Source organism: Pseudomonas sp. 102515 (assembly GCF_031085165.1).
Classification (GTDB): domain Bacteria; phylum Pseudomonadota; class Gammaproteobacteria; order Pseudomonadales; family Pseudomonadaceae; genus Chryseomonas.
Genome location: NZ_JAVHTY010000003.1, coordinates 178,143 through 194,453 on the forward strand (window position 1 = coordinate 178,143; position 16,311 = coordinate 194,453).

The 16,311-nt window shown below is 68.2% G+C and carries 11 protein-coding genes; 9 read left to right on the forward strand and 2 right to left on the reverse strand.

Annotation, left to right across the window (positions count from 1 at the left end):
- The first annotated feature begins 251 nt into the window (after window positions 1–251).
- The 9 genes from RCF34_RS12180 (at window position 252) to RCF34_RS12220 (ending at window position 14,645) form a co-directional block, all read left to right on the forward strand.
- A complete protein-coding gene (locus RCF34_RS12180) occupies window positions 252–3,008 on the forward strand; it encodes a bifunctional glycoside hydrolase 114/ polysaccharide deacetylase family protein (protein ID WP_308708970.1) in 2,757 nt (918 codons plus the stop codon).
- Entirely contained in the window at window positions 2,989–6,585 is a 3,597-nt protein-coding gene (locus tag RCF34_RS12185; RefSeq protein WP_308708401.1) for a tetratricopeptide repeat protein, read from the forward strand. The genes RCF34_RS12180 and RCF34_RS12185 overlap by 20 nt, the downstream gene beginning before the upstream one ends.
- A 22-nt stretch (window positions 6,586–6,607) precedes the next feature.
- Window positions 6,608–7,123 (forward strand): penicillin-binding protein activator LpoB, encoded by a 516-nt coding sequence (locus tag RCF34_RS12190; protein WP_308708402.1) that lies wholly within the window; start codon window positions 6,608–6,610, stop codon window positions 7,121–7,123.
- Window positions 7,123–8,496: a PelD GGDEF domain-containing protein gene (locus RCF34_RS12195; RefSeq protein ID WP_308708403.1), complete on the forward strand. Its 1,374-nt coding sequence runs from the start codon at window positions 7,123–7,125 to the stop codon at window positions 8,494–8,496. The genes RCF34_RS12190 and RCF34_RS12195 overlap by 1 nt, the downstream gene beginning before the upstream one ends.
- Window positions 8,474–9,463: a HEAT repeat domain-containing protein gene (locus RCF34_RS12200; RefSeq protein ID WP_308708404.1), complete on the forward strand. Its 990-nt coding sequence runs from the start codon at window positions 8,474–8,476 to the stop codon at window positions 9,461–9,463. Before RCF34_RS12195 ends, RCF34_RS12200 begins: the two co-directional genes overlap by 23 nt.
- Window positions 9,460–10,983 (forward strand): GT4 family glycosyltransferase PelF, encoded by a 1,524-nt coding sequence (gene pelF / locus RCF34_RS12205; RefSeq protein ID WP_308708405.1) that lies wholly within the window; start codon window positions 9,460–9,462, stop codon window positions 10,981–10,983. The genes RCF34_RS12200 and pelF overlap by 4 nt, the downstream gene beginning before the upstream one ends.
- A gap of 1 nt (window position 10,984) precedes the next feature.
- Window positions 10,985–12,355 carry an exopolysaccharide Pel transporter PelG gene (gene pelG / locus RCF34_RS12210; RefSeq protein WP_308708407.1) on the forward strand — a complete coding sequence of 457 codons (1,371 nt, stop codon included), beginning with the start codon at window positions 10,985–10,987 and terminating at the stop codon, window positions 12,353–12,355.
- Window positions 12,356–12,435: 80 nt separating this feature from the next.
- Entirely contained in the window at window positions 12,436–13,047 is a 612-nt protein-coding gene (locus RCF34_RS12215) for a hypothetical protein (protein WP_308708408.1), read from the forward strand.
- A gap of 104 nt (window positions 13,048–13,151) precedes the next feature.
- Window positions 13,152–14,645, forward strand: coding sequence for an aldehyde dehydrogenase (locus RCF34_RS12220; protein ID WP_308708409.1), 1,494 nt, complete (start codon window positions 13,152–13,154; stop codon window positions 14,643–14,645).
- Between the two features lie 48 nt (window positions 14,646–14,693).
- On the opposite strand, the gene gmk is transcribed toward RCF34_RS12220, so the two are convergent.
- The gene (gmk, locus tag RCF34_RS12225) at window positions 14,694–15,314 is read right to left on the reverse strand and encodes a guanylate kinase (protein WP_183631867.1); all 621 of its coding nucleotides are present in this window, start codon (window positions 15,312–15,314) and stop codon (window positions 14,694–14,696) included.
- 10 nt (window positions 15,315–15,324) lie between these two features.
- The gene (locus RCF34_RS12230) at window positions 15,325–16,185 is read right to left on the reverse strand and encodes a YicC/YloC family endoribonuclease (protein WP_308708410.1); all 861 of its coding nucleotides are present in this window, start codon (window positions 16,183–16,185) and stop codon (window positions 15,325–15,327) included.
- Between the last annotated feature and the right edge of the window lie 126 nt (window positions 16,186–16,311).

Consider the following 16,311-nt stretch of genomic DNA (forward strand, 5'->3'; position numbering starts at 1 on the left):
TATTCCCCGCTTCACCTCCCCCGTCAAAACGCTTGAAATCCGCTGCCTAGAGAGCCTTGCCCTCCAGTCATTGGTTATTTCGATACCTGTTGGCCCCCTAATTGCTGCCGCTCGGCTTGGCACAGGCAGTTTTTCGTCACGCTTTTGCGTAATGTAGCTACCCTGATACCGAAGTTGGGCACGTTTAAGGACTGGGTGTGGCGTCAGGCAAGGCAACGAGAGCAAGGTCCCGCTTCGGTTGGTGGCGCAGGCTGACAGTAGGGCTCCTGGGCTACCTGTCCCTCCTGGGGACGGCCCTGGCGGCGCCCGCCAGCGTGGCGTTCTGGTACGCGGAAAAACCGCCGGTAGCCGAACTCGCCCAGTTCGACTGGGTGGTGCTCGAACCCGGCCATGCCGGCGCCGCCGATGTCCGCGCCCTGCACGAGGCCGGTGCCCAGCCCTTCGCCTATCTGTCCATCGGCGAATTCGCCGGAGACGCGGCCGCCCTGGACATGGCCGGCCTCAGCGCGGGTGCCAGCCCGGTGGCCAACAAGGCCTGGGGCAGCCAGGTGATGAATCTGGCGTCCCCGGTCTGGCGTGCCCATCTGCTCGAACGCGCCGTCCAGCTGGCCAAGGCCGGTTACACCGGGCTCTTCCTCGATACCCTCGACAGCTTCCAGCTGGTGGCCGAAGAACAGCGGGAAAGCCAGCGCCTGGCGCTCAAGAGCCTGCTGGCCGAACTGCACCGCCGTCAGCCGTCGCTCAAGCTGTTCTTCAATCGTGGCTTCGAGGTGCAACCCGAATTGCCCGGTGTCGCCGCCGCCATGGCGGTCGAATCCATCTATGCGGGCTGGGATGCCGGCAAGAAGACCTATCGCCCGGTCAGCGAGCAGGACCGCGCCTGGCTGAAGCCGCGGATCGAGGCGGCGCGCAGTGCCGGCCTCCCGGTCATCGCCATCGAGTACCTGCCGCCGGAGCAGCGCGACGAAGCCCGGCGCCTGGCCAAGCGGTTGCGCGACGAAGGCTATGTGCCCTATATCACCACCCCCGACCTCAACACCCTGGGTATCAGCTCGGTAGCCCTGCAGCCACGACGGCTGGCGCTGCTCTACGATGGCCGCGAAGGCGCCCTGCGCCAGTCGGCGGTGCACCGCTTCCTGGGCAGCGCCCTGGAATACCAGGGCTATCGCCTGGACTATTTCGATGCCTCCAAGCCGCTGCCCACGGCCTGGCCTGGCGCGCTCTACGCCGGAGTCGTGACATGGATGACCAGCGGTCCGCCACCCCATTCGCGGGAGTTCAGCGACTGGATCGGCCAGCGCCTGGACGAAAAGACGCCGCTGCTGATCCTCGGCGGCCTGCCGCTGGACAACGAGGCCCTGCTCAAGCGGCTGGGCCTTGGCGTCAGTCGCAAGCCGCTGCCCGACAACCTGAGCCTCAAGGTGCTGGACCCCGCCCTCGCCGGCAACTTCGAGGCACCGGTCAAATTGCGGACGCGTGACCTGCCCGCCGTGCAGACGCTGCCCGGCGGGCCGACACCGGTGGTCAGCCTGACCGGCCCGGGCGGGACCTTCGTACCCATGGGCGTGGCCTCCTGGGGCGGCTTCGCCTTCGGTTCCTATGTCATGGAAGACGGTCCCGAAGCCAGTCGCTGGATCATCGACCCCTTCGCCTTCACGGCGAAGACACTGCAACTGCCGCCCTTGCCGGTGCCCGATCCGACCACGGAGAACGGCCGGCGCATCGCCACCGTGCACATCGACGGCGACGCCTTCGCGTCCAAGGCGGAGATTCCAGGCGCGCCCTTTTCCGGCCAGGTGGTGTTGGAGCAGTTCATCCAGCCGCACCCCTTTCTGACCTCGGCCTCGATCATCGAAGGCGAGGTCGGCCCCAAGGGCCGCTATCCGGAGCTGACCGCGCAACTGGAGCCCATCGCCCGCCGCCTGTTCGCCGATCCCAAGGTGGAGGTGGCCACCCACACCTTCAGCCATCCGTTCTTCTGGCAACCGGCGGTCTCCGAGCAGAGCGAGAACTTCGAAGCCCAGTACGGCTACATGATGCAGATTCCCGGCTACGACAAGGTGGATTTCACCCGGGAGATCGTAGGTTCGACGCGCTATATCAACGAGCGCCTGACCACCCCGCAGAAGCCGGTGAAGATGGTGTTCTGGTCCGGTGACGCCCAGCCCGATGCCGCCACCCTCAAGCTCGCCTACGACAACGGCCTGCTCAACGTGAACGGCGGCAACTCGCACATCACCCGGTCGCAGCCTTCGGTGAGCGGTCTCTACCCCTTCATTCGCCCCACCCCGGGCGGCCTGCAGTTCTATGCGCCCATCATCAACGAGAACGTCTACACCAATCTCTGGCGCGGTCCCTATTACGGCTTTCGCGATCTGCTCTATACCTTCGAGCGTACCGAGCACCCCCGGCGCCTGCGCGGGCTGAATCTCTACTACCACTTCTACTCGGGCACCAAGCAGGCCTCGCTCAAGGTCATGGAAGAGATCTACCAGGGCATGGCCGCCGAGCACCCGCTGTCGCTGTGGATGAGCGACTACCTGAGTCGACTGCGGGGCTTCTATACCGCCAGTCTGGCCCGGGAGGACGACGGCAGCTGGTCGATCAAGGCCCTCGACGGCCTGCGTACCCTGCGCCTGGATCCGCGCCTGGGCTGGCCGGACCTGCAGCGTTCGAAGGGCATCGCCGGAGTCCGCGACCTGCCGCAGGGACGCTATGTCCACCTGGCCGGCGATCAGGCGCGGCTGGTACTGCGCGACAGCCGCGACCCCACTCCCGCCCTCGAAGAGGCCAACATCCCGCTGCAGCAGTGGGACTACCTATCGCCTACGCGTATCCGCTTCGCCTTCGCCGGGCAGTTTCCGCTGGAGATGACCCTGCGCGCGCCCTCGGCCTGCGAGGTGCGGGTCGGTCGCGAGCGCTACAAGGGCCAGCCAGGCCAGGCCGGACTGCTGACGTTCAAACTTCCGCTAACACGAGTGAGTGACGGTGAGATCGTCTGCGGCTAAGAAAACCCGGCTCCTGAGCGGTTGGACACTGCTGGGGGTCGCGCTCCTCACCGCCCTGGTGCTGGTGCTGACCTTTCACGGCAAGCAGGTCTTCCTGCCCGGCGAAGAGCCGGCCGATCAGGTCTCCATCAGCTATGCCCAGGTGCTGCTCAAGGCGACGCCGGACGATACCGGGCTGCGCATGAAGCTGATCGACCAGTTGATCGCCCTGGGGCGCATCGACGAGGCCCGGCGTCAGTTGCAACTGCTGCCCGAGCCCCTGGCGTCGACGCCCTTCTACGCCCTGGAACTGGACATCCTGCAGGCAGAAGCCCAGCCGCAAGGCCTGGCCGACACCGATCGCGAACGCCTGGCGCAACGGTTGAGCGCCCTGGACGTGGCGACCCTGAGCACGCCCCAGCTGCAACGGGTGGCCGAGCGCGCCCTGCAACTGGCGGATCCGGCCACGGCGGCGCAGCGTTACGTCGAACTGGCCCAGCGCGATCCGTCCCGGCGCCAGCAGTGGCTGGAACAGGCGGCGCGCTGGAGTCTGGCCGGCGGTCGTCAGCCGGAGGCCGCCCGCCTCTATCTGCGCCTGGCCGATCTCGCCGATTCGGCCGAACAGCGCCAAGGCTACCGGCACCAGGCCTTCGATGCCTGGCTCGCCGCCGGCCAGGGCGCCGAAGCCGCCGCCCTGCTGGAGCAGGAACTGCCGTGTCTGCAAGCCGATGCCAGCGGTCTGGCCTGGCTGCAGGCCGGGGTGGCCGCCGCCCAGGGCAGCGGGCGCCTGGACCTGGCCCAGCGCCTGATCGATCGCTGGCGCGAGTGGCAACCGGACGATCCTGCCGCCCTGGAGGCCGGCTACCGCCTGGCCCTGGGACGGGGCGACACCGAACGTGCCTGGGAGGAAGGTCATCAGCTGCTGGCACTGCGTCCGGACGATGAAAAACTGCTCGCGGAACTGGCCCAGCTGGGCGAATGGACCGGCCATATGGACGAAGCCCTCGGCCTCTGGTTGCGCCTGCTGGCCCGCCAGGACGATCCGGCCCGCCGCGACCACGCCTGGAAGCTGGCCGCCCGGGCGTTTCGCTTCGATGCCGTGGTCGAGTTGCTGGCCGGAGCGTCGCGGCAGCGCCAGCTGGACAAGACCGAACTGGATGCGCTGATCTTCGCCTACGAGTCCCTGGGGGATCCCGCCGCCGAGGAGCGCTGGCTGCGGGACTACATCAAGCGTCAACCGAAGCAGCGCCTGGCCTGGGAGCGGCTGCAGCAGCTGCTGGCCCGTACCGAGCAGGGCGATGCCGAAGCCGAGGGCTGGGCAGCGTTCGGCAAGAGATTCCCGCTGACCAATGCGGAGTATCTGACCTGGGCCGGCACCCTGTGGCGGCTGTTCAAGCCCGAAGAGGCCTGGAAGGTGCTCGAGGGCATGCCGGCCAAGCAGCGGCAGGGCGTCGACTACTGGCGCCTGCGAGCGGAGCTGGCCTGGGAACTGGAGCGCGATGGCGAGGCCCAGCTGGCCTTCGAACGCCTGGCCGCGAGCGACAAGGGCCTGGCCGCCAACGACGAGGATCGGCTGCTGGCGATCTATCTGCGCACGGCGCCGCGCAAGGCCCTGGCCTTGCTGGAAAAGAGCTGGGAAAAGAGCAAGAGCCAGAAGCGCCTGACCGACGCCCTGCAATGGGCCGAGCAACTCAAGGACACGGCGGCGCTGGAGCGGCTGCTGGCCAGTGCCGCGCGCGAGCCGGCCTCGGCCGACAATCCCGCCGTCTGGCTGGCGCGCTCGGGTCTGGACTTCCAGCGTGGCCGCGTCGCCCAGGCCGAAGAGGGCTATCGCCAGGCGCTGCAGCGCTTCCCGGACGACGACCGCTTCCGCGAACGGCTGCTGTGGCTGCTCATCGACCAGAATCGCCAGACCGAACTGGCCACCCTGTTGCGCGACTGGAAGGGCCGGGCCCGGGGCAGCGATGTGCTCTGGCTGCCCTTCGGCAGTGGCCTGGTGCTCCTGGGTCAGGCGGAAGAGGCGCTTGGCTGGTATCGCCGCTACCTGGACGCCCACCCCCAGGACTGGCTGGTGCAGGCCGCCTACGCCGATGCCCTGGACGCCGCCGGTCACCAGGACGCGGCGCTGCGGCTGCGCAAGGCCGTCACGCCGCACCTGGCCAACGACGAGGTGCCGGCCACCCCCGAGCGCTATGCCACCTACCTGCGCCTGCTCTCCAGCCTGCGCGGTCCCCAGGCGGCGCTGGCCCAGGCGCGCGCCTGGCAGGATGGCTCGCCGAGCATGCTGCAACTCTGGTTCGACCAGTGGCTCGACGCCCTCAGCCAGAACAACGACGACGGCCTCAAGAGCGAATGGCTGGCCTGGGCCAAGAGTCGTGGCCTGAAGGTGCGCCAGTACGAGCAGTTGCAGGAGGTCCTGCGCCGGCAGAATCGCGGTGAGCTGGAGAAGCTACTGGCGGCCGGCGATCTGGATCCGGCGCAGCGCGTCGAGGTGCTGCAGCGCCTCGGCCATGCCGGCGACGCCCAGGCCGCAGCCCTGACGGCCGCCGGCGACGAACCACCGGAGGTCATCCAGCGACAGCTGCTGCGCCAGGCCACCGAGCAGGCCGAACGCACCCCCAATGGCGTCCAGGCCGGCTGGGAGCGCCGCGACTATGGTGGTCTGGTCGAACAGGGCACCGAGGTGCGCGCCGCCCGGCGGCTCGGCGATGACGTCTATGCCGATGTCCAGCTCAAGCAGAATCGCGTGGAGAGCAGCGGCCTCAAGTCCGATGCCCTGGGCAACGAACACCAGATGCTGCTCAAGGTGTTGAAGAATCTGGCCGACGGCGGTCTGGAAACCACCGTGGACGCCAGTCAGCGTTCGGACAGCAATCGCCTGGGCCTGGGCGTCGCCCGCACCTGGCGTATCGATGGCAACACCGAGATCGAGGCGGCCCTGGACTGGCACCGGCAACCCGACGAGAGTGGCTATCTGCGCGCCCTTGGCCGGCGTGACAGCGTCAGCCTGGCGGGTCGCCACAACCTCACGCCACGCGACCAGCTGAGCTGGCGGGCGGCGCACAATCGCTATTCCAGTCGGGACGGCGATGCCCTGGGCAGTGGCTTCGCCTTCAACCTGGAGCTGAGCCATATGATCTTCTTCGAAGGTCCCACCTGGCAGGTGCGCAGCGGCATCACCTACCAGCAGAACAGTGCGCGCAGCACCCTGCCCGCCAGCGTCACCCGCTACCTGCAGCCGCTGGCCGGCAGTGGCGGGAACGGCGAGGTCACCGCGGCCGACCTGGAAGCCCTGGGCGGCACCCAGCTCTTGCAGGATCGCTATGGCCAGCTCTATGTCGGCAGCAGCTGGCGCCGCGGCATTCCCGGCTCGCTCAACCGCACCCATCCCCAGTACAGCTGGCTGGTGGACACCCTGGTCGGCTGGCAGTGGACCGAGCGCGAATTCAACTACGGTTTGAATGTCGGCCTGGGCATGGTAGTGCTCGGCGACGACGAACTGGCGTTCACCGCCGGCTACCAGTCCGCGCCCCAGGGCAGCGGCGGTCAGGCCGGCAGCACCCTGGGCATTCAATACAGCAATCGAATCGGTCGCTAGACCGCTTCAAGGGAGAGACCTCATGAACATCACGCGTCTGCTCGTCGCCAGTGTCGCCACCGTGCTCCTGGCCGGCTGCTCGAGCTTTACCCGTCCCAGCGGCGAGGCCCTGCCCAAGGATGCGCGCTGGGGCCTGGTGCCCCTGGCCAACTATGCCCAGGCGCCCATGGCCGGCGATCGTGCTGCGCAGATCCTGGTCAGCGTGCTGGGCGAGCGCGGCATCCGTCCGCAGGTCTATGACGACAGCCAGGGCGGCAATCCTGCCGACGACGAAAAGGCCCGCCAGCGCGCGGCCCTGGACTGGGCGCGACAGCAGAATCTGCAATACGTGCTCACCGGCAGCGTCGACGAGTGGCAGTACAAGAACGGCCTGGACGGCGAGCCGGCGGTGGGCGTGACCCTCCAGGTCATCGAGCCGGCCAGCGGCCGGGTGGTCTGGAGCAACAGCGGCGCCCGCTCCGGCTGGTCGCGCGAGAGCCTGGCGGCCACCGCACAGAAGGTCCTGCGCGGCACCGCGCAAGAGCTGCAGTTGCGCTGATGGCCCTGCAATCCGTCCACAAGGACTACACCCTGGCGCCCCGTGCCAGCGGCCGCCTGTCCTGGCTGGAAACGCTGCTGGTCACGGCGGCCGCCCTGGGGCTGGGATTCTGGCTGGTGCCGGAAGATCCCCTGATGGTCGGCCTGGCCTTTCCCTGGGTGGTGTTCGCGCCCATCCTCATGGGCGTGCGCTATGGCTTCATACGTGGCCTGGTGAGCGCCAGCCTGCTGGTGGTGGCGCTGCTCTATCTGCATCGCCAGGGCTATCCGGCCTACGAGGAAATCCCGCCATCCTTCATCGTCGGCGTGCTGCTCAGCGCCATGCTGGTGGGTGAATTCCGCGACCTCTGGAATCGTCGCCTGGAACGCTTGGACCTGGCCAACGACTATCGCCAGCTGCGCCTGGACGAATTCACCCGCGCCCACCACCTCTTGCGCATCTCCCACGATCGCCTGGAACAGCGCGTCGCGGGCAACGATCTCAGCCTGCGCAGCTCCTTGCTGGATCTGCGCCGTCAGCTGCGCGAGGTGCCCCGCGAGCAGGATTCCCTGCAGGCCCTGGCCGAACCCATCGTCGGTCTGCTGACCCAGTACGGCTCGCTGCGGGTGGCCGGGCTGTACCGGGTCGACGGCAATGGCCGGGTGGATCGTCGCGCCCTCGCCAGCCAGGGCGAGATGCCCGGCATCGATCCCGATGACCTGCTGGTGCGCCTGGCCCTGGAGCGCGGCGAGACCCTGAGCATCCGCCAGGCGCTGCTGGAGCGCGGCGAGACCCAACATTCGGCGCTGCAGGCCTGCGTGCCGCTGCTGGACACCGAGGAGCGGCTGCTGGCGGTGCTGGCCATCGAACAGATGCCGTTCTTTTCCTTCAACGAACGCACTCTCAATCTGCTGACCATCCTCGCCGGCCACATCGCCGACCTGCTGGGGAGCGATCACCAGGCGCTGGCCCTGGCCGACGACGACGCCCAGCAATTCTCCCAGCATCTCAAGCGTTCGCTGCGCGATGCCCAGCAGCACGCCCTGCCCGCCTGCCTGTTCTGCTTCGAGATGACCGAGGCCGAGGGTGGCGAGCGTGCCCTGGCGCTGCTGGAAGGCAGTCGCCGCGGCCTCGACCTGCAACTGCGCCTGACCAACCAGGCGGGCCACTCCTGCCTGCTGGTACTCCTGCCGCTGACCTCCTCCGATGGCCTGGAAGGCTATCGCCGCCGGCTACGCCAGCTGCTGGCCGAGCGCCATGGCCAGGACAGCACCCTGGAAAGCCTGGGCGTGCGCAGCCACGAGCACGAGCTGCTGCCCAAGACCCGCGCCCAGGAGCTGCGCGTCTTCCTGTTCAACGAGTGTGGCCTGCATGAACAGCAAGTGGCTGTTTAGCGGCGCCTTCGCCTTCGAGGCCAGCAGCTGGGCGCTGCTGTTCGCCAACCTGCCGGTGGCGGCGGCGGCCCTGGCCTTCGCCGCCGCCCATGCCGCCGGCAGCGCCCTGCTGGCAGGCGGCGCCTGGCTGCTGCTGCCGCGGCGCTACCAGCGCCCGCTGCCCTGGAGTCCGCTGTTTCTCTTCGCCCTGGCCTTCTTCATTCCGCTGCTGGGCGCGGCCGGGGTGATCGCCGCGGTGTTTCCGGCGCTCTATCTGCCGCGCAAGCACCGCGAGATCGCCTGGGAGGCACGCAGCGTGCCCAATCTGCCGTTCCGCCCACTGGAGCGGCGCGAGGAGATGCTGTTCAGCGATGGCGGCCTGCAGGACGTCCTGCGCCATGCGCCCAGCACCGACAAGCGCCTGACCGCGCTCTTCGCGACCCGCCGCATGCCGGGGCGCGACGCCATTCCGATCCTCAAGCTGGCCCTGCGCGACCCGGCCGACGACGTGCGCCTGCTCGCCTATTCGATGCTCGACCAGCAGGAAAGCCAGATCAACCAGCGCATCGAGACCCAGCTCGGCGAACTGGCCAGCACCCCTGCCGAGCGCCAGCCGGCGCTGCACGGCACCCTGGCCCGCGGCTACTGGGAGCTGGCCTACCTGGGCCTGGCCCAGGGCAGCGTCCTGCGCCACGTGCTCGGCCAGGCGCGGGAACACATCGAACTGGCCCTGGCTGGTGAAGAGAACGAAGAGCTGCGCATCCTCGCCGGGCGCATCGCCCTGGAACAGGGCGAGCCGGAACGGGCCCTGGCATTCTTCCAGGCCGCCGAGGCGGCGGGCGTGCCCCTGGCCCAGCTGGCGCCCTTCCGTGCCGAGATCGCCTTTCTACGCCGCGATTACGCGGTCATCCCGGCCCTGCTCGACAGCCTGCCGGCGGATCTGAAGAAGCGGCCGCCGTTCGCCGCCCTGGTGAAGTACTGGTTATGAAAGACGCCCCTGCCGCGACCGTGACGCCCGATGTCTGCCTGCTCCTGGAGGGCACCTGGCCCTATGTGCGCGGCGGGGTGTCGAGCTGGGTCAACCAGCTGATCCTCGGCCTGCCGGAGCTGACCTTCTCGGTGTTCTTCATCGGCGGCCAGCGCGAGAACTACGAGAAGCGCCACTACGCCATCCCGCCCAACGTGGTGCACATCGAGGAACACTTCCTCGCCGGCTCCTGGGTACCCAAGGGCGCGCCCATCAGCCCGCGGCGCCAGGCGCCGGTGCAACTGCTGCGCGACCTGCACGCCTTCCTGCACCACCCGGACGAACCCAGCGCCGCCCAGGGCGATGCCCTGGTGGATGCCTTCGCCCAGGGCAGCGTGACCCTGGACGACTTCATGTACAGCCGCGCCAGCTGGGAAGCCATCACCGAGGGCTACGAGCGCTATTGCACCGACCCGTCCTTCGTCGACTACCTCTGGACCCTGCGCGCCATGCAGGCGCCGCTGCTGATGCTGGCCGAGGCCGCGCGGCGCCTGCCGCGGCCGCGGATGATCCATTCGATCTCCACCGGCTATGCCGGCATGCTCGGCGCCATCCTGCAGCGGCGCTGGGGCTGCGACTTCCTGCTCAGCGAGCACGGCATCTACACCAAGGAGCGCAAGATCGACCTGGCCCAGGCCAAGTGGATCGCCGAAGGCCCGGACGAGGCCCTGCGCACCGGGCTGGACGTGGACGTCAGCTACATCCGCCGGCTGTGGATCCGCTTCTTCGAGCGCATCGGCCTGCTCACCTACAAGGCCGCCGATCCGATCATCTCGCTCTATGACGGCAACCGCCGCCGGCAGATCCAGGACGGCGCCGAGCCGGGCCGCTGCCGGGTGATTCCCAATGGCATCAGCCTCACCCAGTGGCAGGACGCCCTGGAGCGCCGCCCCGAGGGCGTGCCGCCGGTGGTCGGGCTGCTCGGCCGGGTGGTGCCGATCAAGGACGTCAAGACCTTCATCCGCGCCATGCGCGGGGTGATCAGCGCCATGCCCGAGGCCGAGGCCTGGGTGGTCGGTCCGGAAGACGAAGACGAAGAATACGCCGCCGAATGCCACAGCCTGGTCACCAGCCTGGGCCTGGAGGGCAAGGTGAAATTCCTCGGTTTCCAGAAGATCGGCGACATCCTGCCCAAGCTCGGCCTGATGGTGCTGACCTCCATCAGCGAGGCCCAGCCGCTGGTGATCCTCGAAGGCTGGGCCGCCGGGGTACCGGTGGTGAGCAGCGACGTGGGTTCCTGTCGCGAGCTGATCGAGGGTTCCATCCCCGAAGACCGCGCCCTGGGCACCGGCGGCAGCGTGGTCGCCATCGCCGATCCCCAGGCCACCGCTCGCGCCATCCTCGCCCTGCTGCGCAATCCCGGTCGCTGGCAGGCCGCGCAGCGCACCGGCCTGGCCCGGGTCAATCGCTACTACACCGAGCCACTGATGCTGGAACGCTATCGCGAGCTCTACCAGGATGCCATCGGGAGGGTCGTCTGACATGGCCGGCATCGGCTTCGAACTGCGCAAGATCCTCGCGCGCGACTCCTACACCGCCACCCTGCGCGCCTATGTCTACGCCGGCCTGATCAGTTCCGGCCCCTGGGTGCTGTCGATCATCAGCGTCATGCTGATCGGCGTGCTGGCCACCGGCATCGTCACCCCCAACGTGCTGATCCGGCAATTCCTGGTCACGGTGACCTACCTCATGGCCAGCTCGCTGATCCTCACCGGCGGCCTGCAGCTGTATTTCACCCGCTTCGTCTCGGACCGGCTGTTCGAGGAGAAACAGACGAGCATCCTGCCCAATCTGGTGGGCATCCTGCTGCTGGTGACCCTGGTCGCCGGTGGCCTGGGCTTCCTGTTGCTGGCTACCCTGTTCGATCAGCCCTTCGCCTACCGGCTGCTGGTGCTGGCCAACTTCGTCACCCTCTGCGATCTCTGGCTGGTGATCATCTTCCTGTCGGGGATGAAGGCTTACAACCGCATCCTGGTGGTGATGACGCTGGGCTACGCCATCATGATCGCCGCCGCCTTCGTGCTGCGCTTCCTCGGCATGGACGGCCTGCTGATGGCCCTGCTGCTGGGCCACGCCGCGCTGCTGTTCATGTTTCTCTACGACATCATCCGCGAGTATCCGGCCGACCGCCTGGTGGCCTTCGACTTCCTCGACCGCAAGCAGATCTTCGTCAGCCTGCTGGTCACCGGGCTGTTCTACAACCTGGGCATCTGGGTCGACAAATTCGTCTTCTGGTTCAATCCGCTGACCTCCGACGCCGTCATCGGTCCCCTGCGCGCCTCCATCCTCTACGACCTGCCGATCTTTCTCGCCTACCTCGCCATCATCCCCGGCATGGCGGTGTTCCTGGTCCGCATCGAGACCGACTTCGCCGAATGGTACGAGCGGGTGTTCAACGCCGTGCGCGGCGGCGAGACCCTGCAGCACATCAGCCAGCTCAAGGAGCAGATGATCCTGGCCATCCGCCAGGGCCTGCTGGAGATCTGCAAGGTCCAGGGCCTGACCCTGGTGCTGGTGTTCCTCCTGGCGCCCCAGTTGCTGGCCTGGCTCGGCATGTCGCACTACTACCTGCCGCTGTTCTACATCGACGTGGTGGGCGTGAGCATCCAGGTGGTGTTCATGGCCCTGCTCAACGTCTTCTTCTACCTGGACCGGCGCGACACCGTGCTGATGCTCTGCACCCTCTTCCTGGGTCTCAACCTGGCGCTGACCCTGCTCAGCATCGAGCTGGGTCCGAGCTTCTTCGGTTACGGCTTCACCGTTTCCCTGGCCTGCTGCGTCCTGCTCGGCCTGCACCGCCTGGACCGGGTGCTGGACGACCTGGAGTACGACACCTTCATGCTCCGGCACTGAAGGCCGCCGGCACCGGACGAACGGTGTGACCCGTCCACCCTGGGGGCGTCCAACACAGCTCACCCCTGCAGGACCCTGCCATGAATACCGCCGCCTTGCGCCTCGTGATCCAGACCACCCAGGCGCGCGCTCGGGACAGTGGCGAGGCCAGCCGCACCTTCGCCGACCAGGCGGCGCGCACCGCCAGCGCCGATGCCTCGCGTGGCCCGGCCCTGGAGCGCTTCGCCAGTGCCTATGTCGACAAGGTGCCGGATGCCCTCGAAGCCCTGCTGCTGCAGGCGCGGGCGGTGGCCTTCGAGGCGCCCCTGGCCGGGGTGGTCGAGCGCGCCCTGGCCGGCTTCGCCCCGGCGGCGCTGGCCCAGGCGCCTTCCGCCAGCCTGGCGCTGCTGGCCGCGGCCTATCGCCTCCACCGCCTGCTCGAAGGCCTCCAGCAACGCCTGGCCGCCTGGTGGGGCACCACCGGCGAATCCACCGCGCCCAGCCTGGGCAATCTCATCGCCCACCAGGTGCTGGGACAACTCACCGTCGCGGCCCTGGAAGACGCCGTGGAGGGCTGGCTCGATGACCTGGACGCCAGCGTCGAAGCGCCGCTCACCCAGCAGTGCTTTCAGCCCCGGCAACGGCGCGGCACCCTGGCCGCGGCCCGCCCAGCCCTGACCTTGAGTCGCCAACGCCAGCGCAGCGTTCGATAAAACGCACGTTTCCGCGCCTTTGGCGGCCGACTGTCAAATATATTGATAACCCTTCCGGGCCTGGTTTAGGGTGGCTGCTCACCGCCATTAGCGAGGAGTCACCCATGAGCTTGCCCAGCCGCGCCGAATGGGAGCAGCGCTTCCAAGGTCTCACCCTGGAAGGTCGCGCCTTCATCGACGGCGCCTATGTCGACGCCGCCGCCGGCGCCACCTTCGATTGCCTGAGTCCGGTGGACGGACGCTTCCTCGCCAAGGTCGCCAGCTGTGACGCCGCCGATGCCGACCTGGCCGTGGCCGCCGCCCGCGCCGCCTTCCAGAAGGGCACCTGGGCGCACCTGGCGCCGGCCCAGCGCAAGCGCGTGCTGATCCGCTTCGCCGACCTGCTGCTGGCCAATGCCGAAGAGCTGGCGCTGCTGGAAACCCTGGACATGGGCAAGCCCATCGCCGACTCCCTCGAGATCGATGTGCCGGCGTCGGCCAATGCCATCCGCTGGAGCGCCGAGGCCATCGACAAGCTCTACGACGAGGTCGCCCCCACGCCCCATGACCAGCTTGGCCTGGTCACTCGCGAGCCGGTCGGCGTGGTCGCCGCCGTGGTGCCCTGGAATTTCCCGCTGATGATGGCCTGCTGGAAACTCGGCCCGGCGCTGGCCACCGGCAATTCGGTGGTGCTCAAGCCCTCGGAGAAATCGCCGCTGACCGCCATCCGCGTCGCCCAGCTGGCCCAGCAGGCCGGCATCCCGGCCGGGGTGTTCAACGTGCTGCCGGGCTACGGCCACAGTGTCGGCAAGGCCCTGGGCCTGCATGCGGACGTCGATACCATCGTCTTCACCGGCTCCACCCGGGTCGCCAAGCAGCTGCTGGCCTACGCCGGTGAATCCAACATGAAGCGCGTCTGGCTGGAAGCCGGCGGCAAGAGCCCCAACATCGTCTTCGCCGATGCCCCCGACCTCAAGGACGCCGCTGCGGCGGCCGCCAGCGGCATCGCCTTCAACCAGGGCGAGGTCTGCACCGCCGGTTCGCGCCTGCTGGTGGAGCGCTCCATCAAGGAGGAATTCCTGCCGCTGGTGGTCGAGGCCCTCAAGGGCTGGAAGCCCGGCCATGCGCTGGACCCCGAGACCAACGTCGGCGCCCTGGTGGACGCCACCCAGCTGGAAACCGTACTGCGCTACATCGAGGCCGGCCATGCCGAAGGCGCCACCCTGGTGGCCGGTGGCAAGCGCACCCTGGAAGAGACCGGCGGCGTCTATGTCGAGCCGACCATCTTCGACGGCGTGAGCAACGCCATGAAGATCGCCCGCGAAGAGATCTTCGGCCCGGTGCTCTCGGTGATCACCTTCGACACCGCCGAGGAAGCCGTGCAGATCGCCAACGATACCCCCTACGGCCTGGCCGCCGCGGTCTGGACCCGCGACATTTCCAAGGCCCATAAGACCGCCCGCGCCCTGCGCGCCGGCAGCGTCTGGGTCAACCAGTACGATGGCGGCGACATGACCGCGCCCTTCGGCGGCTTCAAGCAATCCGGCAACGGCCGCGACAAGTCCCTGCACGCCTTCGACAAGTACACCGAGCTCAAGGCGACCTGGATCAAGCTGTAAGTTGAAGCGCCTCTGGTGGTGCCCGGCAGGCACCGCCAACCCTCACATTCAGCCCAGCAGGTCCACCAGCAGGTCGTCATGTCGGCGCTGCTGGCGATCCAGGCGCAGCTGGCGGGTGCGGAAGATCGACTTGAGGTCTTCCAGGGCGCTGGCGAAATCGTCGTTGATGATCAGGTAGTCGTACTCGACATAGTGGCTCATCTCGCTCACCGCCTCGCGCATGCGGCGTTCGATGATCTCGGCGCTGTCCTGGCCGCGATTGTCCAGGCGCTGGCGCAGGGCGGCCTGGCTCGGCGGCAGGATGAAGATCGACTGGGCGTGGGGCAGCTTGCGGCGGACCTGCTGGGCGCCCTGCCAGTCGATTTCCAGGATTAGGTCGTGGCCTTCGGCGAGGGTGCGCTCCAGTGCCGCCTGGGAGGTGCCGTAGTAGTTGCCGAACACCTCGGCGTGCTCGAGGAAGTCGCCGTGCTCGAGCAGGTTGGTAAAGGTCGCGCAATCGACGAAGTGGTAGTTCACCCCGTCGGTTTCACCCGGGCGCATGGCGCGGGTGGTGTGGGAGACCGACACGCGGATGTCGGGCAGGGCATCCAGCAGGGCCTTGACCAGGCTGGTCTTGCCGGCGCCAGAGGGCGCGGAAACGATGTAGAGGGTGCCGGGAAGGGCTGTCATGAGAGTCCGCCTATTCGATGTTCTGCACTTGCTCACGCATCTGTTCGATGAGCACCTTGAGATTGATGGCCGCCTGGGAGGCCCGGGCGTCGATGGCCTTGGAACCCAGGGTATTGGCCTCGCGATTGAGTTCCTGCATGAGGAAATCCAGCCGCCGTCCGGCCGCGCCGCTGCCCGCCAGCACCCGCCGTACCTCGGCCACGTGGGTTTCCAGCCGATCCAGTTCCTCGGCCACGTCGCTCTTCTGCGCCAGCAGCACCAGTTCCTGCTCCAGCCGCGCCGATTCGAACTCGACCCCCGCCTCGGCGCAGCGCTCGAGGATACGGCGCCGCTGCAGGGCCAGCAGCTCGGGCAGCAGCGCGCGCAGGGTCGCCACCTCCGCCAGCACCTGGGCCAGGCGTTCCTCGATCAGTCGCGCCAGCTCGCGCCCCTCGCGCTGCCGGCCGTCGAGCAATTCATCCAGCGCCGCCTCGAACAGCGCCAGGGTCTGGGCCTTGAGTTCGGCGCCATCCACCTCGGCGCCCGCCAGCACCCCGGGCCAGGCCAGCACGGCCAGGGGATCGAGCTTGGCCGGGCGAGCGATCAGCGCGGCGATGTCTTCGGCAGCGGCCACCAGTTGCGCGGCCCGGCGGGCATCGACGCGCAGGGCCGCGCTCTCGTCGCGCTCCTCGCGCAGCACGCACTCCAGCTTGCCCCGCGACAATCGCCGGCGTAGCGCCTCGCGCACGCCGGACTCCAGATCGCGAAAGGTCTCCGGCAGCCGCAGGTGGGGCTCCAGGTAGCGGTGATTGACCGAGCGCAACTCCCAGCTCAGGGTGCCCTGGGGCCCCGGCCGCTCGACCCGGGCGAACGCCGTCATGCTATGCACCATGGCAGGATCCTCGTCTGACGATGCGCGGATCTGGGGCGATCCCGAGCGACCACGCATGTAAAACGCACGATTCTAGCGCACCTGATCGGAGCGACCCAATGCATCCGTGTCGCATGAGCCGGACGC

What these genes read in the sequence shown, in the direction of transcription:
- pelF (WP_308708405.1), top strand. Translation starts at nt 9,460, where the DNA reads ATGAAAGACGCCCCTGCCGCGACCGTGACGCCCGATGTCTGCCTGCTC.
- RCF34_RS12230 (WP_308708410.1), bottom strand. Translation starts at nt 16,185, where the DNA reads ATGGTGCATAGCATGACGGCGTTCGCCCGGGTCGAGCGGCCGGGGCCC.
- RCF34_RS12215 (WP_308708408.1), top strand. Translation starts at nt 12,436, where the DNA reads ATGAATACCGCCGCCTTGCGCCTCGTGATCCAGACCACCCAGGCGCGC.
- gmk (WP_183631867.1), bottom strand. Translation starts at nt 15,314, where the DNA reads ATGACAGCCCTTCCCGGCACCCTCTACATCGTTTCCGCGCCCTCTGGC.
- pelG (WP_308708407.1), top strand. Translation starts at nt 10,985, where the DNA reads ATGGCCGGCATCGGCTTCGAACTGCGCAAGATCCTCGCGCGCGACTCC.
- RCF34_RS12200 (WP_308708404.1), top strand. Translation starts at nt 8,474, where the DNA reads ATGAACAGCAAGTGGCTGTTTAGCGGCGCCTTCGCCTTCGAGGCCAGC.
- RCF34_RS12195 (WP_308708403.1), top strand. Translation starts at nt 7,123, where the DNA reads ATGGCCCTGCAATCCGTCCACAAGGACTACACCCTGGCGCCCCGTGCC.
- RCF34_RS12220 (WP_308708409.1), top strand. Translation starts at nt 13,152, where the DNA reads ATGAGCTTGCCCAGCCGCGCCGAATGGGAGCAGCGCTTCCAAGGTCTC.
- RCF34_RS12190 (WP_308708402.1), top strand. Translation starts at nt 6,608, where the DNA reads ATGAACATCACGCGTCTGCTCGTCGCCAGTGTCGCCACCGTGCTCCTG.